Source organism: Pseudomonas sp. S3(2024), from assembly GCF_036861315.1.
Taxonomy (GTDB): domain Bacteria; phylum Pseudomonadota; class Gammaproteobacteria; order Pseudomonadales; family Pseudomonadaceae; genus Aquipseudomonas; species Aquipseudomonas putida_A.
This window is the reverse complement of the sequence record NZ_JAZAQQ010000008.1, coordinates 69,159-91,068: the sequence shown is the minus strand read 5'-3', so window position 1 is coordinate 91,068 and position 21,910 is coordinate 69,159. Positions and strand designations below refer to the sequence as shown.

Below are 21,910 nucleotides of genomic sequence, written 5' to 3'. Positions count from 1 at the left end.
TAACGCCTTGATTTGCCTGACCTGCACGGCAGTGGCCCGACCCTTGCTCTACGCTTATAGCAAGCGCACTTGCGCGTTTCTCTAATAAGTACAAAGCCAAGGAGAACAAATCATGCGTTACGCTCACCCCGGTACTGAAGGCGCCAAAGTCTCGTTCAAGAGCAAGTACGGTAACTACATCGGCGGCGAGTTCGTCGCGCCTGTCAAAGGTCAGTACTTCACCAACACCTCGCCAGTGAATGGCCAGCCGATTGCCGAATTCCCCCGCTCCACTGCCGAAGACATCGACAAGGCACTGGACGCCGCCCACGCCGCTGCCGATGCGTGGGGCGCGACCTCCGTGCAGGCGCGCTCGCTGATCCTGCTGAAAATCGCCGACCGCATCGAACAGAACCTCGAACTGCTGGCGATCACCGAAACCTGGGACAACGGCAAAGCCATCCGCGAGACCCTCAACGCCGACATCCCGCTGGCCGCCGACCATTTCCGCTACTTCGCCGGCTGCCTGCGCGCGCAGGAAGGAAGCGCTGCCGAAATCGACGGCAACACCGTGGCCTATCACATCCATGAACCGCTGGGTGTGGTCGGGCAGATCATCCCGTGGAACTTCCCGCTGCTGATGGCCGCGTGGAAACTCGCCCCGGCACTGGCCGCCGGCAACTGCGTGGTACTCAAGCCTGCCGAGCAAACCCCGCTGGGCATCTGCGTGCTGATGGAGCTGATCGGTGATCTGCTGCCACCGGGCGTGCTCAACGTGGTGCAAGGTTTCGGCAAAGAAGCCGGCGAAGCCCTGGCCACCAGCAAACGCATCGCCAAGATCGCTTTCACCGGTTCGACCCCGGTCGGCTCGCACATCATGAAATGCGCGGCCGAGAACATCATTCCGTCCACCGTGGAACTGGGCGGCAAGTCGCCGAACATCTTCTTCGAAGACATCATGCAGGCCGAACCGACCTTCATCGAGAAGGCTGCCGAAGGTCTGGTGCTGGCATTCTTCAATCAGGGCGAAGTCTGCACCTGCCCGTCCCGCGCACTGGTACAGGAATCGATCTACGACGAATTCATGCAAGTGGTGATGAAGAAAGTCCTGCAGATCAAACGCGGCGACCCGCTGGACACCGACACCATGGTTGGCGCGCAGGCGTCCGAGCAGCAATTCGACAAGATCCTTTCGTACCTGGAAATCGCCAAGGGTGAAGGCGCCGAGCTGCTGACCGGCGGCAAGGTGGAAAAACTCGAGGGCAATCTGGCAACCGGCTATTACATCCAGCCGACCCTGCTCAAGGGCACCAACAAAATGCGTGTGTTCCAGGAAGAAATCTTCGGCCCGGTGGTGAGCATCACCACCTTCAAGGACGAAGCCGAAGCCCTGGCCATCGCCAACGACACCGAGTTCGGCCTCGGCGCCGGCCTGTGGACCCGCGACATCAACCGCGCCTACCGCATGGGCCGCGCGATCAAGGCCGGTCGTGTGTGGACCAACTGCTACCACCTGTACCCGGCGCACGCCGCGTTCGGCGGGTACAAGAAGTCCGGCGTTGGCCGTGAAACCCACAAGATGATGCTCGATCACTATCAGCAGACCAAAAACCTGCTGGTGAGCTACGACATCAATCCGTTGGGTTTCTTCTAAAACCCGGGGGCGATACAGATATTTCTGTGTCGCCCTTTCGACCGCTTTCGCGAGCAGGCTCGCTCCCACAAGGGAGTCGTGTCGCACCACATACACAGGCTCGGCACAAATCCACTGTGGGAGCGAGCCTGCTCGCGATGGCGTCCTCAATGACACAACACAAGGCCTGGCCGCTCTGGCACGGCCCTTGCGTACCCGTCATTCAGGTTTTGCACAAAAACTGCCGCTGCGTGAACAGCATCCATCCACCTCAACCACTGCACCCGAAAGTCCAACAGATCGAACAATAAAAAACAGAGAGGACTTATGACTTCCACCACACAGCTCAAACCCACACTCGGCACCCTGCACCTCTGGGGTATTGCCGTCGGCCTGGTGATTTCCGGCGAATACTTCGGCTGGAGTTACGGCTGGGGCACCGCGGGCACCCTCGGATTTCTGGTCACGGCGCTGATGGTCGCGACCATGTACACCTGCTTCATCTTCAGCTTCACCGAACTGACCACCGCGATTCCCCACGCGGGCGGGCCGTTTGCCTATAGCCGCCGGGCGTTCGGCGAAAAAGGCGGACTGATCGCCGGCATCGCCACGCTGATCGAATTCGTCTTCGCCCCACCGGCGATCGCCATGGCCATCGGTGCCTACCTCAACGTGCAGTACCCGGAGCTTGATCCGAAGGTGGCAGCGGTCGGCGCGTATTTCGTGTTCATGACCCTGAACATCCTCGGCGTCAGCATCGCCGCGACTTTTGAGCTGGTGGTCACCGTGCTGGCGGTCGCCGAACTGCTGGTGTTCATGGGCGTGGTCGCGCCGGGCTTCAGCTTCAGCAATTTCGTGCTCAATGGCTGGTCGGGTTCCAACGAGTTCACGATGGGCTCGATCCCCGGAATCTTTGCGGCGATCCCGTTCGCGATCTGGTTCTTCCTCGCCATCGAAGGCGCGGCCATGGCCGCCGAAGAAGCCAAGGATCCGAAACGCACGATTCCCAAGGCCTACGTCAGCGGCATCCTGACCCTGGTGTTCCTTGCCATCGGCGTGATGGTGATGGCCGGCGGCGTCGGCGACTGGCGTCAGCTGTCGAACATCAATGACCCGCTGCCGCAGGCGATGAAAGCGGTGGTCGGCAACAACTCATCGTGGATGCACATGCTGGTGTGGATCGGCCTGTTCGGCCTGGTGGCGAGTTTCCACGGGATCATCCTCGGCTACTCGCGACAGTTCTTCGCCCTCGCCCGCGCCGGTTATCTGCCGAAAAGCCTGGCCAAGCTGTCGCGCTTTCAGACCCCGCATCGGGCGATTCTGGCTGGTGGTGTGATTGGTATCGCGGCGATTTACAGCGATGGACTGGTCAATCTGCAAGGCATGACCCTGACCGCAGCGATGATCACCATGTCGGTGTTCGGCGCCATCGTGATGTACATCATCAGCATGCTCAGCCTGTTCAAACTGCGCAAAACCGAACCGAACCTGGAACGCACCTTCCGCGCCCCGGGCTACCCGGTGGTGCCGGCGATTGCGCTGTTCCTGGCGGTGGTGTGCCTAGTGGCGATGGCGTGGTTCAACACGCTGATCGGCTGTGTGTTCCTTGGTTTCATGGCCGCTGGCTATCTGTACTTCCAGCTCACCGCCAGGCAACGCGCCGAAGCCCCGGCAGACGCTATGCTCGAAGGTATCTAGTTGCACCGGCACCGGGCCTGTCGCCCGGTGCCCGCTATATAGAAGTGCATGAAGATCCAATGTGGGAGCGGGCTTGCTCGCGAAGGCGTCGTGTCATCCAACAACGATGTCGTCTGACACGACGCTTTCGCGAGCAAGCCCGCTCCCACAGGGAGACCGAGTTACCCACAGAATCTGGAGGACACCGCCCCATGGCCGCATTTGCCCATTCCGTCGGCGCCCAGACCTACCGCTTCGACAGCCTCAAGGACGTCATGGCCAAGGCCAGCCCGGCGCGCTCCGGTGACTTTCTGGCCGGCGTTGCCGCGCTCAATGACGGCGAACGCGTGGCCGCGCAAATGGCGCTGGCCGATATCCCGCTTACGCATTTTTTGCAGGAACCGCTTATTCCCTACGAGGCCGATGAAGTTACCCGATTGATCATCGACACCCATGACAAACAAGCCTTTGCCGTGGTCAGTCACCTCACCGTCGGTGGCTTCCGCGACTGGCTGCTCAGCGACGCGGCGGACGAAACCAGCCTGCGCACCCTCGCCCCCGGCCTGACCCCGGAAATGGTCGCCGCCGTGTCGAAAATCATGCGCGTGCAGGATCTGGTGCTGGTGGCGCAGAAGATCCGCGTGGTCACAAAGTTTCGCGGCACCCTCGGCCTGCGCGGGCGCTTGTCGACCCGGCTGCAACCGAACCATCCGACCGACGAGCCCTCCGGCATCGCCGCGAGCATTCTCGACGGTCTGCTGTACGGCAACGGCGACGCGATGATCGGGATCAACCCGGCCACCGACAGCATCGCCTCGATCTGCGCGATGCTGGAAATGCTCGACGCGATCATCCAGCGCTATGACATCCCGACCCAGGCCTGCGTGCTGACCCACGTCACCACCTCGATCGAGGCGATCAACCGTGGCGTGCCGCTGGACCTGGTGTTCCAGTCGATTGCCGGCACCGAAGCGGCCAACGCCAGTTTCGGCATCAACCTCAATGTATTGCAGGAAGGCTATGACGCGGGGCTGAGCCTGAAGCGCGGCACCCTCGGGCAGAACCTGATGTATTTCGAAACCGGTCAGGGCAGCGCGCTGTCGGCCAATGCCCACCACGGTGTCGACCAGCAGACCTGCGAAACCCGGGCCTACGCCGTGGCGCGGCATTTCAAGCCGTTTCTGGTGAATACCGTGGTCGGCTTCATCGGCCCGGAATACCTCTATAACGGCAAACAGATCATCCGCGCCGGCCTCGAAGACCACTTCTGCGGCAAGTTACTCGGCGTGCCGATGGGCTGCGACATCTGCTACACCAACCATGCCGAAGCCGATCAGGACGACATGGACACCCTGCTGACCCTGCTCGGTGTGGCCGGGATCAACTTCATCATGGGCATCCCCGGCTCCGACGACATCATGCTCAACTACCAGACCACCTCGTTTCACGACGCGCTCTACGCCCGTCAGACCCTGGGCCTGAAACCGGCGCCGGAGTTCGAACAGTGGCTGGCGAACATGGGCATTTTCACCCAGGCGGACGGCAAGGTTCGCTTTGGCAACAACCTGCCGCCGGCCTTCCGCCAGGCGCTGGCGCAACTGGGATGAGTGTGATGGACAAACCGCCTGTCGACCCGCAAAACCCATGGCTGGAGCTACGCCGCCTGACCCCGGCGCGCATCGCTCTGGGCCGTACCGGCACCAGCCTGCCAACCAGCGCCCAGCTGGATTTCCAGTTCGCTCACGCCCAGGCGCGGGATGCGGTGCATCTGCCGTTCGATCATGCCGGGCTCAGCGCGCAATTGAGCGAACGCGGGCGTGACAGTTTGTTGCTGCACAGCGCCGCGACTGATCGCAACAGCTACCTGCAACGCCCGGATCTGGGGCGCAAGCTCAGCGACGCCTCGGCGCAGAGCCTGCGGGATTACGCGCAGGCCAACCCCGGCGGGGTCGATCTGGCGATTGTGGTGGCGGACGGCCTGTCGGCACTGGCGGTGCATCGGCATACCCTGCCGTTTCTGACCCGCCTGGAGGAGCAGATGAGCGCCGACGGCTGGTCGCTTGCCCCGGTAGTGCTGGTGGAACAGGGTCGCGTCGCCATCGGTGACGAGATCGGCCAGTTGCTGGGTGCAAAAATGGTCGTCATGCTGATCGGAGAGCGTCCGGGCCTCAGCTCGCCCGACAGCCTCGGTTTATATTTCACCTACAATCCAAAAGTCGGGCTGACCGATGCCTACCGCAATTGCATCTCCAACGTGCGGCTTGAGGGCTTGAGCTACGGCATGGCGGCGCATCGCTTGCTGTATCTGATGCGCGAAGCCTGCCGGCGACAGCTGTCGGGGGTCAATCTGAAGGACGAAGCACAGGTGCAGACGCTGGAGTCGGACGCCGGTGCGGACATGAAGGGAAATTTCCTGCTTGATCCGCCCACAACCTGAACCGTTTCCGCATTGCGTTTCTGCGCTGCTTTCAGGCAGGATCGACGCACGGCCGCAGGGTTTCCCATCGCCGTCAGAGCAGTTGAAGACAGCCACTTGAAGACGAGACCTATCATGCGGATTATTCAAGCGACCCTCGAACACCTGGATTTGTTGACCCCGTTGTTCGTCAAATATCGCGAGTTCTACGGTTCCCTGCCCTACCCGGATTCCTCCCGCGCGTTTCTCGAAAAACGCCTGCGCCGCAAGGAATCGGTGATTTATCTGGCCCTGGCCGATGATGACGACAAGAAGCTCATGGGTTTCTGCCAGCTGTATCCGAGCTTTTCCTCGCTGTCGCTCAAGCGCGTGTGGATTCTCAACGATATCTACGTCGCCGAAGACGCCCGCCGCCAACTGGTGGCCGACAACCTGATCCGCACCGCGAAGAAAATGGCCAAGGAAACCCAGGCCGTGCGCATGCGCGTGTCCACCAGTGCCGACAACGAAGTGGCGCAGAAAACCTATGAGTCCATCGGGTTCAAGGAAGACACCGAGTTCAAGAACTACGTGTTGCCGATCAGCGACGAACTCTAGCGCTCATCAAGGGCCTGTTGTGGCGAGGGAGCTTGCTCCCGCCGGGCTGCGAAGCAGCCCCACCTCAGTCATCTCAACAGGTCAGGCAAATCAAGGCTTGGGAGTGCTCCGCCCTCCAGCGGGAGCAAGCTCCCTCGCCACACCAAGCTTGCCGCCACCCTCAATGCCTGCCTGACATTTGTTCACACCCCGACATCCCTCGCTACAAAACCAACGCGCTTTTCACCTCTCAGACCGTATAATCCCGAGCTTTCCGGCTTGTAAGAAAAACTACACCCCGCTGTAGGCTTACACCCGAATCATCCGCACAGGCCTGCCGAGTCGGGCCGTCACCACAGGTGCCCCCATGGATTTCAACCCGCTTGACCTTATCCTGCATCTCGATGTGTACCTCGATTTGCTGGTCACCAACTACGGGCCGTGGATCTACGCGATTCTGTTCGCTGTCATCTTCTGTGAAACCGGTCTGGTGGTGATGCCGTTCCTGCCGGGTGATTCGCTGTTGTTCATCGCCGGAGCGGTGGCGGCGGGCGGTGGCATGGACCCAGTCCTGTTGGGCGGTCTGTTGATGCTCGCGGCGATCCTCGGCGACAGCACCAACTACGTGATCGGACGAACGGCGGGCGAAAAACTGTTCAGCAACCCGAATTCGAAAATCTTCCGTCGCGATTACCTGCAAAAAACCCACGATTTCTACGACAGGCACGGCGGCAAAACCGTGACCCTGGCGCGTTTCCTGCCGATCATCCGCACGTTTGCACCTTTCGTCGCCGGCGTAGGGAAAATGCCTTATCCGCGTTTCTTCGCGTTCAGCGTGTTCGGCACCGTGCTGTGGGTCGGCGGTCTGGTGACCCTGGGCTATTTCTTCGGCAACGTGCCGTTCATCAAAAAGAATCTGTCGCTGCTGGTGGTCGCCATCATTTTGCTGTCGCTGGTACCAATGATCATCGGCGTGGTGCGCAGCCGTTTCGGCGGCGCCAAAGTCGAAACCCACTGATCCGATGTGGTCACTGAGCGCCTGGCGTCGCCGGCGCATTCTGGCCAGGCACCCGATTGCCGACGAGATGTGGCAACGGGTACGCCATCACCTGAGTTTTCTCGACGGCATCAGCGCCGCCGAAGACCAATGGTTGCGTGAAGCCAGCGTGCTGTTTCTGGAAGAAAAACACCTGACCGCCCTGCCCGGCGTCGAACTGCATCAGGAACAGCGCCTGCTGCTCGCCGCCCAGGCCCAGTTGCCGCTGCTCAATCTCGGCGACTTGAACTGGTATCAGGGTTTCCACGAAATCGTCCTCTACCCCGACGACTTCCTCAGCCCGCAACGGCATCGCGATGCCAGCGGGGTCGAGCACGAGTGGGACGGCGAGCACAGCGGCGAAGCCTGGCAACAGGGGCCGATCATCCTCGCCTGGCCGGGGGTGATGGCCAGTGGTGGCTGGGAAGGCTACAACCTGGTGATCCACGAACTGGCGCACAAACTCGACATGCTCAACGGCGACGCCAACGGCCTGCCGCCGCTGCACGCCGACATGCGCGTCAGCGACTGGGCCGAGGTCATGCAACACGCCTACGATGACCTCAACCGCCAGCTCGACCGCAACCCCGACGCCGAAACCGCCATCGACCCGTACGCCGCGGAAAACCCGGCGGAGTTCTTTGCGGTCACCAGCGAATACTTCTTCAGCGCTCCGGATCTGCTGCACGCGGCTTATCCACAGGTCTACTTGCAACTGCAGCTTTTCTACCGGCAGGATCCGTTGGGCAGGCTGCGGCAACTTCAGGCCACAGACCCGGTCTATCAGGCGCACGAGTAAGCGCTGCACGACTTCTGGTACGTGGCGTCGACGTAGGAATGTGCCTATAATCGCCGCCACTTTTTGGTCAATCCGGCCAAGTGTTTTTGGTCAACTACGGGGGCAACGCCCAATGAGCTACAGCAAGATTCCGGCTGGCAAAGACCTGCCGAACGACATCTACGTCGCGATCGAGATCCCGGCCAACCACGCGCCGATCAAATACGAAATCGACAAAGACAGCGATTGCCTGTTCGTTGACCGTTTCATGGCCACCCCAATGTTCTACCCGGCCAACTACGGTTACATTCCGAACACCCTGGCTGACGACGGTGATCCCCTCGACGTACTGGTCGTGACCCCTTACCCGGTTGCTCCAGGCTCGGTGATCCGCGCGCGTCCAGTCGGCATCCTGAACATGACCGACGACGGCGGCGGCGATGCCAAAGTCATCGCAGTCCCACACGACAAGCTGTCCCAGCTGTACGTCGACGTGAAGGAATACACCGACCTGCCACCGCTGCTGATCCAGCAGATCGAGCACTTCTTCGCGAACTACAAAGATCTCGAAAAAGGCAAGTGGGTCAAGATCGAAGGCTGGGCTGGCGCTGACGCCGCTCGCGACGCGATCACCAAGTCGGTTGCTGCCTACAAGGGCTAAGCATCTGCTGGCTGGATGACGCTTGAAGAAAACCCCGGTTGATCCGGGGTTTTTTGTGCCTGAAAAACGCCGCTTTAAACAGTGTGTTTATTGCGGACTACAGAAAAGTTTCGAAGTGAGTGATTTCCCACAAGCACGTCTTACATCCAGTCGCAAAATACAGGCTTTTTTTGAACAGCCAGTTTATTCAAACCGCTCTGGCACGGCCGTAGACTCGGTGTTTATGAGAAAGAACACTAGCGGTCCAAGATTCAAGGCACTCCTGGAAGCAGCGAACATCACCACCACGGGATTCGCAAAGTTCTGGGGCACGGAAGCCCAAAACATTCATAACTGGTACACCCGGGGCGTCCCGGCGTATCGCATGGAGGAAGTCTCACGCCTGCTCTCGGTCAACAGCGAGTGGCTGAAAACCGGCGAAGGCAGCAAAGAGTCACCCCGCCTGCAAACGCCTGCCAGCAACGGCGACACCTTCGACGCGCAGTCCGTCAACGGCGTCTATTCCATCATCAACCCCAACGACATCGAACTGCCGTTTTTCAAGGAAACACCGCTCAGCGCCGGCGCCGACAAAACCCACGTCATCCTCGACCCCGAGCAAACCGTCCGCCTGCCCCGCGCCCATCTAGCGCAACTGGAAATCCGCCCAAGCGACGCCATCTGCGCGCACATGATCGGCAACAGCATGGCCGAGCGCATCGAAGACGGCTCCATCGTCGGCATCGACCGCGGCCTGACCCAGGTGGTCGACGGCGAAATCTACGCGATCGAACATGACGGCATGCTGCGCATCAAATACCTGCACCGCATGCCCGGCAACGCCCTGCGCCTGCGCAGCCACAACAGCGCCGAATACCCGGACGAAATCTTCCGCGCAGCACAAATCGATGAGCAGCGGATACACATTCTGGGCTGGGTATTCTGGTGGTCGACCCTGGGCAAACGCCGGCCGGTGGTACCGTTTCTCTGATCGGATACGGATCTTCAACCCTGCACCAACCCCTGTGGGAGTGAGCCCGCTCGCGAAGAGGCCCCGAAAATCAGTACAAATTACGATTTTTGCCCGCCGCGGTGGCTCTATTCCGCAGTTGAGACTGGGAATCCCCGACAAAACTCAGTATCCTGCGCCCCACATTTGCGCATCGCCCCGCTCCCGCGGCCCAGATGACGCCTGACGCGGCAGACCAACGTCTGACCAAGTCCCACAGCCGGACGCAGATCCGGGTGTACGTTTTGAAGGCTGGCGCGGTTTACCAAAAATAAACCAAGCCAGTCCCCGAGAAGCCGGCCACAAGCCGGCTTTTTAATGCCTGAAAGAAACCCAGGCCTACCTCTAGGAAGGCCCACTTGTTATCGTAGCGACAACTTCATTACGGTTTTCCATCGTGGCATTCTTTAAACCCTCTACTGACGACGATCTGAAGCAGCGCTTCGCTGATCAGTATCAGTCACCGCTCAAAACAGAATTGAATTTTGTAGAGGATAAGGCTCTCATCGCTGCAGTCACCAAACGCCTTGTAGCTCCTCAAAGGGTCAAGATAAGCCTGGATGACCTGTAACTTCGAATACCCAGAGTGCTAAATCCCGCCAAGCGCAAATCCCAGTGTCTCTATCCTCATCCTCCGGCCGGATTACGGTACTGAGTCCTCATGGGACCTCATGGAATTGACCTGCTCCCATTGCAAACCTTGCTTTCTTTATACCTGAGCCTTTCGCAAGATAAACCGGGCAGCGCCCGCCACTCAGGCATCGCAATAAGCCATTAGCACATCCGCCCTAATTGCCCCGCGCCCAACCTCACCACTAAATTTCCATTCTGTTTTTGTGCATTACAAAAGCGCCAAGGAATGGAGCAACACCATGTTTTTCAAACTCAATCACTCCGCTGTTCTGCTGACCGCACTCCTGACCGCTGCCACTTCAGCCTTGGCAGACGAGCCGAAGCTCGTCGGTGACTGGTGGATCATTTACGGCAACGGTGTTCCCCACAAGAACATCATGTATGTCGCCGACAGCACTTCAGTCGTGCCGTCGAAGCAGACCAAGGGGGCCAAGTTGGTCGCCGTGACGCTGGTGTATGAGGAACCCGGCAAACCGATGATCGATGCCTACAACCTCGAAGTTCAGTGTTCGACGAACAAGGTCCGAATGCTCAATGGCCAGTCGGTTGATCGCATCGCTTACATGATGCGCAACCTCAAAGTTAACGACCAATGGCAGCAGCCGAAGGAGTTCTGGGTGCAGCGCACCAGCGAGTTCGTATGCTCACCTGCCAAAAAGGACATGATCGCGCTGGGCAAGATAGAGTACTTGCAGATGATTCAGGGCCTGCAGCAGATGTTCTTCAAACTGGCGCCGATTCAGGAGAAAGGCCAGATGATGGATAACCTCGACTCGATCCTGGGCAACAAGTAAGCGGCGGGAATTACGATGAACCCATGGACTAAAACGTTATTGGCGCTGCTGATAACGCCCGCTGTTTTGCTGATCAATGGTTGCCACTTGATTGCCCAGTCGCGCTGGGAAGGACGCGATGTTCAGGAAGCGCTCGATCTGTTCGGCAAACCTGACTCGATGAAAAAACAGACCGGGGCCAACGGCGAGAATCTGGCTGTGCTCACCTGGTACAAATCGTCCAGTTGGACCACCACGGAAGCGGCCGGTACTTCAATGAATCACACCGGTAACGGCATGGTTTACACCGAGTACTACGAGACGGTCGGTCACAGTTCCGATTGCAAACTCGAAGCCACCGTCAACAAGGCGAAAAAGATCGTGCTGTTCAGGATCGAGGACGGAAAGATCATTCACGGCAAGTGCATCAACGTGCCGTTCGTGCCTGGTTACATTCCGCCCGGTTTTTAGTGCAGCCCTGAGCAGGCAGCTGCTCAGGGATAACTGAACGATTTCACCAACGTCAGTTCACCCACCGCCCGCATCGGTACCACAAACGTCTCCATTTTCTCGCTTGGCGTGCCTTCCTCGGTAATCACCGTCACCTGCGCCGTGGTCAGCGGCTGCACCGCCTCTTCCCCGCCTTCATCATCACCGCGATAACCACCGCCGAAGTAGTTCACATACACCAGATACTGGCCCTTGATCGGTGCCGGCATGGCGAAGATTTCCGGGCCGTAGCCGGTGGTGACGTCGACGTCGAGTGCGGCGCCATTGGGTGCGACGCGGTCGCCGTACCAGATGTGCGCGCCGTCGGGGGTGATCAGGTGCAGGTCGAGGTCGGTGCCGTCGCTGTCCCAGGAGAGCAGCACGCGCAGTTTGGCCGGGGTGGCGCCGCCGCTGGCGTTGAGGAACTGGGTGCGGTGGCGTTGCTGGCCGTCGGGGCTGCGCACTTCGACGCTGTTGCTGCCGTTGGGGAAGGAGAACGGGCGGTCGAAGCGGCCACTGTCGTCGATTTTCAGCGGCATGCTGACACCGTTGACGATCAGTCGGCCGGGCTCCTTGCTCTTGGGGGTGGCTTTGATTTCGCCGCTGATGCGCGCCGTGTTGGCCTGGCCCACCGGAGTGTTGACCGAGGAGGCCGGGTAGTTGACGGTCTGGCGGAAGTTCTCGCCTTCGCCCTCGGGCGCGCCGGTGCGCCAGCCGCCGACCGGGGTGTCGAGTTTGACGCTGTCAGCGGCCATTGCCATCGGCCATGCATTGAACGCGCAGAGCAACAGCAAGACCTGTGGATAACGGAGTGTCATGGTCTATTCCAGCAAGAGGTGACGGGCGAGCCCTTCGATGTAGGTTTCATCCTGGCCATTGGGATGTGCTTCAAAGGCCAGGTGCAGATATTCGTGAGTCAGGTCGAGGCGATCCTGCAGAGTCAGCACGCCGCGCACGTAGATGCGCTGGCGCTCGCGATCGACAAACGGGCGGCCGAACGCCAGTTTGCACACGGCAAAGGTGCTGACTTCGTTGTAGCCGGTTTCGCTTTCCAGTGTCGGACGCCAGCCGCGACGCTGCTTTTGCAGCCAGTCTTGCGCGGCGGGCAACGCTTCGCAGGAGGCCACCGGGTTGTCCCAACGGCTGAGGCTGGCGCGCGGATAGGCGTGCAACAGAATCGCGTCGTAGCGTTGACCGGCGTTGGCCTGTTCGACGGCTTGTTGCCAGGCGAGTTTGTCCGGGCCGGGTTGATCGGAGTGATAGGTGACGGTGCTGCCGGCCAGCACCAGATCCGCGGTCCACGCCGCGATGTTGCGCGACTCGGCGGAGGCTGGGCGTGGGGCGACGCGCTGGCGGTTGCTGCTGTCGTCGATGCTCAGGCAATCGCCGTTGCGCGTGGCGTTTTGCAACAGATAGGTGCGGATCGCCACGGCCAGTGCCTTGGCAGCTTCGGCGGGCTCAGGTTTGGCTTCGCGCTCAAGGACGCGGGCGACGTATTCTTCGCGATCAAGTCTGGCGACCAGTTTGTCGTTGAGCAGAAACATTTCGCTGGCGCTGTGGATATCCAGCGCATTGCCGTTGGCGAACTCGACGCGGTAGTCGCCTTGCAACGGGCCGGAAGACACCACCCGATCCCCTGCCAGAACACGCGTCAGCGGATAGCGCGAGAACAGTCCGACCTCTACACAACGCCCCGCTTCCGCCGGCCACGATGAAGGCAACACCATCGCCAACGCCTGCCCGTAATGACGCAAAACCATCTGACTGGTGCCACGCCCACCGGCCCAGATCGGCGAGCCGTCCGCCGTCCAACCGGCGAAACCGCCCTGCCGCGATTGCGGATCCTGATCGCCGAGCCAGCTCCAGGTTTTCACCCGCAAGCGCCCGCCCAGCTCACCGACGACATTGCCGTCCGCCGCATTCAGCACGACGTCGAGCAACACTCGGCGCATCTGCTCCTGCGCTGGCAGCACCGACAACACCTTCAGCAAGTCAGTCACGGAAACCCGAGTAGCCGGTTGCACGGTCGGCAAATCCAGCAACCACGACGGCGCCTGCCGCGCCTGCCAATAGGTGCGCCAATCGGCAGCAGCGATGCCCAATCGCGCCGGCTCAAAGTACAAGCCGCAGGATTTGACCAACGCCTGATCACGCTCGATCCTGCCGCCCGCCGAGCAGCAATAAACCTCTTCCTTCGACTGCCCGCGACATTCATACGCTGGCTCGCGCGCGCCGGTATCCACCAGCCACGCATAGACGAACAATTTCCACAGACTGCCCAGCGGCGTTTCCAGCGTCGACGGCAACGGTTCGCGAGCGATCAGTTGCGTGTGATTCAACGACAGCAACTCGCCCTTGTACGCCAGCCGCAACGGCTCATCCTGCGCCGTCGCCAGCGCAGGCATCACACACATCAACAGCCACAGCAGCGGCCGGTTCATGTCAGTTGACCGTGACCTGACCGAGGGCGGCTTTCGCTTCCCGGGCCTGATGCTGCGGCGCATAGACCTGAGTGAAGCGCACCGGCGGCAGGTTGAACTGGCCCTTCTGCGAGAACCGCACCAGATGGCGCAGACGCAATTCGCCGCTCAGCGCATCCACCGGCACCGCGTAGGCCAATTGCCCCGGTTCGAAGCGCGCCTTTTCCAGCGCGGTCGGCTCGGTGCCGTCCTTGCCCTGCAACTTGATGCCCCAAGTGGTGCGCTCGACGTCGGCGCCCGGTGGCAGCGGCACTTCGAGCATGCCGTAGCGCAGCGGTTTCGGCGCCTTGCTGGTGAGGATCACTTCGTCCAGATACAGGCTGTCACTGGAGAGCGGTTTGCTGCCGACCGGCTCCAGTTTGAAGGTGAACGCTTCATCGCCCGGCACCAGTCGCGACAGGCGCCGGGTGATGGTCACGGCCATTGGATCGACGGCCGGTTGCTGGGTCTGGAAGCTCAGCGCCGCGCGCAACGGACGCTCCTGAGTGCCGGACACCGACAACACGCTCGGCACCGGCGTCGCACCCTGCCAGGTCCAGTTTATCTCGCCGGTGGCGCCGTAGTTTTTCTTCCAGCCTTCACCCGGCATCAGCGCGATGGTCGGCGAGGCCTGGGCGATGCTGCGTTGCAACCAGCTCAGCGCCAGCGCACGTTCGAGGGTCGATTGCTGTGGCAACAGACGTTGCAACAACGCCGTCGCCCGCGCCTGATCAAACGGTTGCAGCGACAGGTTCAGCGCTTCGGCAAACGGCTGCGAACTGACCGCCAGACGCTGTTGCGCCGCGCCAACCTGACGGTTGAATGCCTCCGGCAACGCGACTTTCGACTGCGTGGCCAGCGACGCGGTCAACACCCGCGCCGCCGCCAGACCGAGCGCCGAATCCGGGTCGCTCATCACCAGGCTGTCTTCGCCGTCGTCCATCAGGTTTTCGGCATTGCCCTCACCGGCCTTGGCCAGATCGTCCATCAAACCGCTGAGCAGGGTATTCACCGGCAGGTGCATCTGCTTGGCGAACGACAGAATCAGTGCCCGCTGCAGCAGCGGCGTGTTCGGCGCTTGCTTGGCGTAGACCTCCAGCACTCGCTGCCAGTGCTCCGGTGGCAAGGTCAGTTCCAGCACCTGACTGGCGTTCCAGTCGGCGTAGTAGGCGTAAGCGGTGAGGAACGCGTCCGGCTCGCCGTCGAAGCCCCACCAGGTGAAGCTCGCCGACGGCCCGGCCATTTGCACCAGACGCAGACGGCTGTTCTGCATGATCAGGCGCAGGCGATCGCGGATCTGCGGGCTCGACGCCAGCGACGGATAAGCGATGCTCAGCGGCAGCAAGCGGCTGGCGGTCTGCTCGACACCGCCGTAGGGGTAGCTCAGCAGATCATCGAGGGCGGAACGGAACAGCGCTTGCGGACTGTCATCCAGACGCAGGCGAATGTCGGTGGCGTCCGCCGGCAGGCTCAACGGGGTGTCGCCGCTGGCCACGTCGAGGCTCTGGGTTTGCGTGACTTGCCAGCCGTCACCGGTCGCGCTCAGGCGCACGGCGAGGGCGTCAGCGGTTTTGCCATCCTGCACCAGCTCCGCTGTCCACTCACCGGTCGCCAAGGCGAACGCTGGCAGCGGCACGTAGTTGATGCCGTTGTTCAGGGTTACCGGCAGGCGTTGTTCGGCGCCAGCGTAATGGGTGACCAGCTCAGCCTTGACCGGTTTTTCGGCCTGGCTGAAGGCAAACACACCGAGTTGCGGCTGATCGCCCTTGCGGAATTTGCTCGGCCCGCTCCACTTCAGGTACAGCGGTTTTTCCGAGCGAACGAACTGCTTCTTCTGCCCGACCTGGCCGTCGTCGGCGATGGCCCGGGCGGTGATGCGCCAGCGGGTCAGCGAGTCCGGCATCTTGAAGGTGAAGCGGGTTTTGCCGTCGGCACCGGTCAGCAATTCCGGTTGCCATGCGGCGGTGTCGACGTCTTCGCGACGCGGGCGCTCCAGCACTTTCACCCCACGTTCGCTGCGGTTGGCCTTGCCCGGCGCGCCGGGGCTGCCCGGCAACGCCACGTCGTAACTGATGAACGACAGGCTGGCGCTGGTGCGCACATTATTGCGACGCGGGTGGTAGAAGAACTGGTCGATGGTCGGTGCGACTTCCGGTTGCAGCGCGTAGACCATTTCATCGACCACGCTGACGGTCAGGTGCGCCGGCACCGCTTTGCCGGTGAACTGCGTGGTCAGGTCAACGGTGACGGTATCGCCCGGTTGATATACTGCCTTGTCGGTGCTGATCGCCACGTCGATTTGCGGGGCAATAACTTTGATCCCGGCGTTCTGGAAGCTGTACTGCCCGCCCTTGGTGTAGAGCACCGAGAAGGTCAGGTTCGGCGCGAAATTGTCCTTCACCGGAATGCGCGCGCGGTATTGGGTGTCGCTGAGTTTTTCCAGTTTCAGCCAGTCGCCGCCCTTGGCCAGCAGCGCGGTGGCTTCGACCTTGTCGCGCTCCAGCGACAGCAGTGCATCGCTGACCGGCTCAGGGAAGGTGATCAGTGCCAGCGCTTCATCGCCGGCCTTGTACTCGGGCTTGTCGAGGACGATTTCCACAGTGCCCGGCACCGCTTTGACACCGTCGCCGGTGACCGAATGGCCGGTGGCGCCGAGGACGCGACCGTGTTGATCTTTCAGCGTCAGGTTGTAAGTACCCGGACGCTCGAAGGCCAGACTAAAGCCTTTGTCAGTCGCCGCGAGTTTGCCTTCGCCAGTGCTCTGGTCTTCCAGACGCACCCAGCTGTAGCTGCTTGGGGTCACAGCTTTGCTCTGCTCGCTGCCGCCCTCGTTGGCGTAGCTGAACGCGACTTTGTCGTTGACTGCGCTGAAACGTTGCGGCGCACTCAGGCGGAAGCTCGCGGCGCCACGGTCGATGAGGATTTCCTTGGTGGTCTTGACCCGATACGCCGCGCCATCGCTGGCAAACACGGTGAGCATATAACGGCTCGGTTTGTCGGCGGCCGGCAGGTCGAGGGTCGCGTTGCCCTTGCTGTCAGTGGTCAGTTCGGTGCTGGTCAGCTCCACCGGGAATTGCCCGAGGTATTGCAACTCGTTGTCGACCATCGACAGTTGCTGGGCACGCAGGCTCAGGCTCAGTTTGGCGTTGGCCACCGGTTTGCCGTCCGGGTACAGCAGCACCAGACTGCCCTTCACCGGCTCGCCGGTGCGGTAATCCTGCTTGGCCAGATTCAGCGAAATTTCGAAGTGCGGCTTGATGTACTCGGCCACGCGGAAGGCGCTGCTGTAGGCCTGATCCTTGTAGTTGAAGCGGATCTCGTAACCACCGGCCACAGCGTTGTCCGGCAACTGGAACCGGCCCTGGGTACCAGCCTTGGAATCGAGTTTCAGGTCGAGGCGTTGCAGCTCGGTGCCGGTGGCATCAAGCACACTGACGTTGACGTCAGCAGCGCCCGGCAGCACCGAATCCCGCGCATTCTTGAACTCGCGACCGACGATTTTCAGCGACACCCAATCCCCCGGGCGATACAGCGGTCGGTCGGTGAACGCATAGAGTTTGGTGTCGTAGATTTCGCTGTCGTAATAGAAGTTTTCCGAGACGAACACCCCGCCCTCTTCGTCCTCGCCAATGACGAACGAGCGCTCGGGGCTGACGTGTTTCAGGCGCAGCAAACCATCGGCATCAGTGGCACCGCTGCTCATCACGCCGAGGCCGTCAGTCCACAGCACATTGACCTTCGGCACCGAACTGCCTTCGTGTTTGCGTGCGGCCCAGACCAGCAATTCATCACCGGCAATCTTGCTCACCGCCACGGTGTTGGAGACGAAAACCATGGAGGTCGCGCGGTACTTGCCGATCAGCGCTTCGACCAGATACAGGCCCGGTTTCAGCTTGCCCAACGGGATGTACACGTTACCCGGTGCAACGCTGACGAACTCGCTGGAAGACCCGGCCAGATTGACCCCGGCCGGCGGCTGGATCGGCTTGGCCTGCCACAGCGGATAGCGGAACTGGCTGACCACCGGCAGGCCCGGAATCAGCGCGAATTGCGGCTGCGCGTCGTACGGCGTCGGCGCGGCGATGGCGTTGCCCATCTTCAGTTCCGGCACTTCCTCGGTGACCTGCTTGCGCGACTCGTAGGAGAACGCGCGCTGCATCACCCGCCGCGATTTGCGGTACCAGTTGTCCCACAGGTACGCGAGGGTGTTGGACAGGCCCTCGCCTTTGAACTGACCGTCGCTGACCACGCGGTGCAGGTTCTTCTGACGTTTGAGGAAATCCAGCGGCTTGTCGATGCGATACACGCGAATGTCGGCGCCGCCGTAAGGCTCCATGCGGAAACGACGATAGTCCCGGCCCGGCGCTTCGAGACGAACCATCGCTTGCTCGTCGGCGGCGAAACTGCTGTCGGCCAGCAGGAAGAAGCTTTCACCAGAGACCGGCGTGTAGCCGCTCGGCTCCACCGAATCTTCAGCGTTGACGGTCGCCAATGGCAGCAACAGTGCCAGCAGCAGAGGAATTCGAGCGCAGAGTCGCAGCATGCGGGCACCGGTCATTGGGAGAGAAAGTTCAGTCGATAGACGCCGATGAAGTTGGGGTTGGCTGCGTCGGGTATCCATCGGGTGTCCTTCCATGTCATGAGTTGCTGCAGGCTTGCCGAACGCATGCCGTTGTCAGTGGGGGTGGTGGTGCCGGTGTGATAGGCGATGTAGCGGCCCATCCAGATCATCAGGTGCTGGTCGTCGCCCTGATCGAAAAACATCAGGTCGCCAGGGCGTGCCTGGGACACGTCGCGGCTGACCAGATGGCTGTTGAACTGAATCAGTTTGATCGCGTTGACGTACGGCCCGACCTTGCCGCCGCCCTGCTGCCATTGCTGGGCGAGCTTGCGCTGCTCATCGCTGAGCGTCAGCTCCGGCGGCAGGTAGCGATTGGACAGGCCATTGCTGCGCAGCCATTTGTCGTCGTGGACTTTCAGCGCTTCGTTGGCGGCAAAACGCACAAGGCCTGCGCAGTCCTGCTGATACCAGCGCGGGCTCGGGCCCTGGCTCAGTTGTTCCTGAGCGATGCGCACGAACCAGGCGCGGAACACCTGGGACTGCGCCGGATCCAGCGCCGGCGTTTCGACGGCTCGGGCGCCCGCGCTGAGCAGTAGCGCGAGCAGGCCGAGGCTGCGGATCAGTGTCGTCACAGCGCTTTCCACTCCAGCGGCAGCCATTGCCAGTGGCCGTCAGGCTCGCTGCCTTCCGGCAGGGTCAGGGCGTATTTGCCGTAGCCGCCGAGGATGCGCAGTTTAGGGATCAGGTAGGTTTGCGCGGCGTTGTAGAACACCGGCTCCATGTCCTGCGGCAGGCTGTCGAGGGTTTCCTGCTGCATCAGTTGCGCCATCGAATCGGGGCCGAAGTAGATCGGCATCAGCACATCTTTCGGCAGCACGTCGGCCATCGGCGGGAAGCGCTTGTCGAGAGTACCGAGAGCCTTGTCCACCAGTTTGTCGTCGAGGGAAAACAGCAGCGTCGAACCGTGACGGGCGAGGCTGACTTTCATGAACGCTTTACCGCTGATCGCATCCGGATTCTCGGCAGTCTTGGCGGCGTACGGGCCGAAACTGGAGCTGACCTGACGCTGCCAGACATGGCTCTGGCCTTCCTGTTTCTCGACCACCGGGAATGCGTGTTCATCGACATTCGTCTCGTAGGCGCCCACCATCGAACCGAACAACGTGCCCAGGTCGCCATCGAGCTTGCCGCTGTCCTCGTCCTTCAGGCTGGCAACCAGCAACGGCGTGTACAACCGCGAATCGGCGTACCAGCACAGGCCCGCCGCGCCAGCCACGTGTTCGGTGAGTTTCTGCGCCACCGCTTCGTCGGCGCCGAGTTTCACCAGCAGCGGTTTCTGCGGTTCGGCCGCTACCGGCAAGGTCACGCAGGCACTGGCGCCCAGCGGCATGGCTTGCCACACCGGTTTGAAATCGAAGTCCGGCTGATTATCCAGTTCGTCCATGGCGAGGTAGCTGTGCCAGCCCTTGTCATCCATGTCGAAACGCAGCCCGGCGAAGTTCGGGATGAAGCGCTGATAGCCCATCGCAAGGACGCTGGAATTGACCGACAGACGCTGTTTGATCTCCGGGGCTTTGGCCGGCAGACCGAAGGCCTCGGGGAACAGTTTGTCGCCGTTGAGCAGCGCTGCCAGCGCTTGCGGCGAGACGTGCCCGGACTCTTCCGATTCGCCACTGGCCGGGTCGTAATATTTGTTCGGGTTGGACAGCACCACCAGTTTGTCGCCGCGCGACGCGAACAGCAGCGATTTGCTGGCGTTGTAGCTGAGCTGGTACAGCGGCACTTCGTCGCTGCCGACCTTGAGGCTGCCGAAGACGCTGAGTTGCGAATCGTCCAGCGCCACTTTCGCCAGCGGTTCGAGCAGCTTCGCCAACCCGCCGCGATCCATTACCAGCAGAAAATCCTTGAGCCGGCCATCAGCGCCACGCCACAACGCCACATCGGCCGGTTGATCGAAAAGCTGTTCGATCAGGCTGTCCTGCAGCTTCAGGTCGTGTTCGTAGATGATCCGCCGCAGGCTGCCGATCAACCCCAGGCGGTCGGCGTGGGTTTCGTAATAGAAGACGAAATCCTCGGTGAGCGTGGCCTTGAGGAACGGCACCGTCAGCAGGTCCTTGGGCAACTGGCTCAAGGAGCGGGTTTCCAGCAGCGCATCCGGACGACTCAGGCCGAGTTTGTCACTGGCCAGTGCCGCCGCCGGCACCTTGGGCTTGTGCAGGAGCCAGCCAAGACCACCGGCCACCCCGGCTACCAGGACCAGGCCGATCAGCAGCGCCGGCCAGCGCCGGGAGGTTTGGCCGGCAGGTGTCGGGACGGCCGGAGAAGCAGCGTTATCACTCATGTTCACAAAACCCGAAGTTCATCCGTGGAGCGGGATGCTTAATAGTTGAAAGTCTTGACCAGCAGCAGATCACCGATCGCCCGCAGGGGCACGATGAATGTTTCGCGTTTTTCGTCGACCGTGTTTTCGTTGAGCACCAGCGTGATTTGCGAGGTGATGACCTCGTTCTGATTGCTGGCCTCCTCGAAGTTATAGCCGCCGTCGCCGAAGTTGCCCCAATAGTTGACGTAAACCAGATAGGTGCCATGCAGCGGCGCGGTCATGGTGAACATTTCCGGGCCGGGGCCATCGACGCCGTCCGGGTCCAGACCGCCGCCGTTGGTCAGCGCCGTATGGGCGAAAAACGCGTGCTGGCCGTCCGGGGTGATGATGTGCAGGTCGAGCTCGGCCTTGGGATCGTCCCAGCCGAGCACCACACGGATCTTCGCCGGGGTGCGCAGGTTGTTCGCTTCATAGAACTGCACGCGCTTGAGCGACTGGCCCTCGGCACTGCGCACTTCGACACTGTTGGAACCGGCGCCAAACGCATACGGCCGGGCGAAACGCCCGTCATCGTCGGTATACAGATTCAATGGATTGCCGTTGACCGCCAGCGTGTGCGGCCCGCGCTGATTGCCGATGGCCTTGAGCTGGCCCTGAATCATCGTGCGATTGCGCTGAATGCCGCGATCAATCGGCGGCGTGGGATAGGCGACTTGCGGGTTTTCACTGCGATCAAGCAAGCCGTTATAGCGCCAGCCACCGGATGGCTCAGACAGCTCGGCACTCGGCGCTGCCAGCAGCGCAGGCGCGCAAGCCAGACCGATCAGCAGCCAAAGAAATGAACGCATGTAATGCCTCCTGCCATGCCTGAACGAAACCTTGCACCCGATCCTCGGTACTTCACAGCGGTGGAAACTGCGTTTCGTCT

17 protein-coding genes are annotated in these 21,910 nt (G+C 61.2%); 11 read left to right on the top strand and 6 right to left on the bottom strand.

Annotated elements, in window-relative coordinates; genetic code table 11:
• Nucleotides 1–112: 112 nt before the first annotated feature.
• The 11 genes from exaC (at nucleotide 113) to VLA07_RS20220 (ending at nucleotide 11,621) form a co-directional block, all read left to right on the top strand.
• Nucleotides 113–1,633 carry an acetaldehyde dehydrogenase ExaC gene (gene exaC / locus VLA07_RS20270; protein WP_025108675.1) on the top strand — a complete coding sequence of 507 codons (1,521 nt, stop codon included), beginning with the start codon at nucleotides 113–115 and terminating at the stop codon, nucleotides 1,631–1,633.
• Between the two features lie 306 nt (nucleotides 1,634–1,939).
• Entirely contained in the window at nucleotides 1,940–3,310 is a 1,371-nt protein-coding gene (eat, locus tag VLA07_RS20265; protein WP_333990926.1) for an ethanolamine permease, read from the top strand.
• Nucleotides 3,311–3,501: 191 nt separating this feature from the next.
• Nucleotides 3,502–4,896 carry an ethanolamine ammonia-lyase subunit EutB gene (locus VLA07_RS20260; protein WP_333990925.1) on the top strand — a complete coding sequence of 465 codons (1,395 nt, stop codon included), beginning with the start codon at nucleotides 3,502–3,504 and terminating at the stop codon, nucleotides 4,894–4,896.
• Nucleotides 4,897–4,901: 5 nt separating this feature from the next.
• Nucleotides 4,902–5,726: an ethanolamine ammonia-lyase subunit EutC gene (gene eutC / locus VLA07_RS20255; RefSeq protein WP_333990923.1), complete on the top strand. Its 825-nt coding sequence runs from the start codon at nucleotides 4,902–4,904 to the stop codon at nucleotides 5,724–5,726.
• Between the two features lie 114 nt (nucleotides 5,727–5,840).
• Entirely contained in the window at nucleotides 5,841–6,302 is a 462-nt protein-coding gene (locus tag VLA07_RS20250; RefSeq protein ID WP_007958617.1) for a GNAT family N-acetyltransferase, read from the top strand.
• Nucleotides 6,303–6,648: 346 nt separating this feature from the next.
• Nucleotides 6,649–7,299, top strand: coding sequence for a DedA family protein (locus VLA07_RS20245; RefSeq protein ID WP_041064947.1), 651 nt, complete (start codon nucleotides 6,649–6,651; stop codon nucleotides 7,297–7,299).
• A gap of 4 nt (nucleotides 7,300–7,303) precedes the next feature.
• Nucleotides 7,304–8,116 (top strand): zinc-dependent peptidase, encoded by an 813-nt coding sequence (locus VLA07_RS20240; RefSeq protein ID WP_003228597.1) that lies wholly within the window; start codon nucleotides 7,304–7,306, stop codon nucleotides 8,114–8,116.
• A 112-nt stretch (nucleotides 8,117–8,228) separates the two neighbouring features.
• Nucleotides 8,229–8,756: an inorganic diphosphatase gene (gene ppa, locus VLA07_RS20235; RefSeq protein ID WP_008052339.1), complete on the top strand. Its 528-nt coding sequence runs from the start codon at nucleotides 8,229–8,231 to the stop codon at nucleotides 8,754–8,756.
• 223 nt (nucleotides 8,757–8,979) lie between these two features.
• Nucleotides 8,980–9,726, top strand: coding sequence for a S24 family peptidase (locus VLA07_RS20230; protein ID WP_027612915.1), 747 nt, complete (start codon nucleotides 8,980–8,982; stop codon nucleotides 9,724–9,726).
• An 890-nt stretch (nucleotides 9,727–10,616) separates the two neighbouring features.
• Nucleotides 10,617–11,171, top strand: a complete 555-nt coding sequence (locus VLA07_RS20225) for a hypothetical protein (RefSeq protein ID WP_333990911.1) — start codon at nucleotides 10,617–10,619, stop codon at nucleotides 11,169–11,171.
• 15 nt (nucleotides 11,172–11,186) lie between these two features.
• Entirely contained in the window at nucleotides 11,187–11,621 is a 435-nt protein-coding gene (locus tag VLA07_RS20220) for a hypothetical protein (protein ID WP_027612917.1), read from the top strand.
• Nucleotides 11,622–11,644: 23 nt separating this feature from the next.
• Here the strand turns inward: VLA07_RS20220 and VLA07_RS20215 are convergent, their stop codons facing one another.
• From VLA07_RS20215 to VLA07_RS20190, 6 genes are read right to left on the bottom strand one after another with little or no spacing between them, the layout of a single operon-like run.
• A complete protein-coding gene (locus tag VLA07_RS20215; protein ID WP_108183924.1) occupies nucleotides 11,645–12,457 on the bottom strand; it encodes a YfaP family protein in 813 nt (270 codons plus the stop codon).
• A 3-nt stretch (nucleotides 12,458–12,460) separates the two neighbouring features.
• Entirely contained in the window at nucleotides 12,461–14,080 is a 1,620-nt protein-coding gene (locus VLA07_RS20210; RefSeq protein WP_330207168.1) for a DUF2300 domain-containing protein, read from the bottom strand.
• A 1-nt stretch (nucleotide 14,081) separates the two neighbouring features.
• Nucleotides 14,082–18,656 (bottom strand): alpha-2-macroglobulin family protein, encoded by a 4,575-nt coding sequence (locus VLA07_RS20205; protein WP_333990908.1) that lies wholly within the window; start codon nucleotides 18,654–18,656, stop codon nucleotides 14,082–14,084.
• Entirely contained in the window at nucleotides 18,653–19,318 is a 666-nt protein-coding gene (locus tag VLA07_RS20200) for a DUF1175 domain-containing protein (protein WP_045121987.1), read from the bottom strand. Before VLA07_RS20200 ends, VLA07_RS20205 begins: the two co-directional genes overlap by 4 nt.
• Nucleotides 19,288–21,000 carry a DUF2138 domain-containing protein gene (locus VLA07_RS20195; protein ID WP_333990904.1) on the bottom strand — a complete coding sequence of 571 codons (1,713 nt, stop codon included), beginning with the start codon at nucleotides 20,998–21,000 and terminating at the stop codon, nucleotides 19,288–19,290. The genes VLA07_RS20200 and VLA07_RS20195 overlap by 31 nt, the downstream gene beginning before the upstream one ends.
• 38 nt (nucleotides 21,001–21,038) lie before the next feature.
• Nucleotides 21,039–21,830 carry a YfaP family protein gene (locus VLA07_RS20190; protein WP_041064910.1) on the bottom strand — a complete coding sequence of 264 codons (792 nt, stop codon included), beginning with the start codon at nucleotides 21,828–21,830 and terminating at the stop codon, nucleotides 21,039–21,041.
• Nucleotides 21,831–21,910 lie beyond the last annotated feature (80 nt).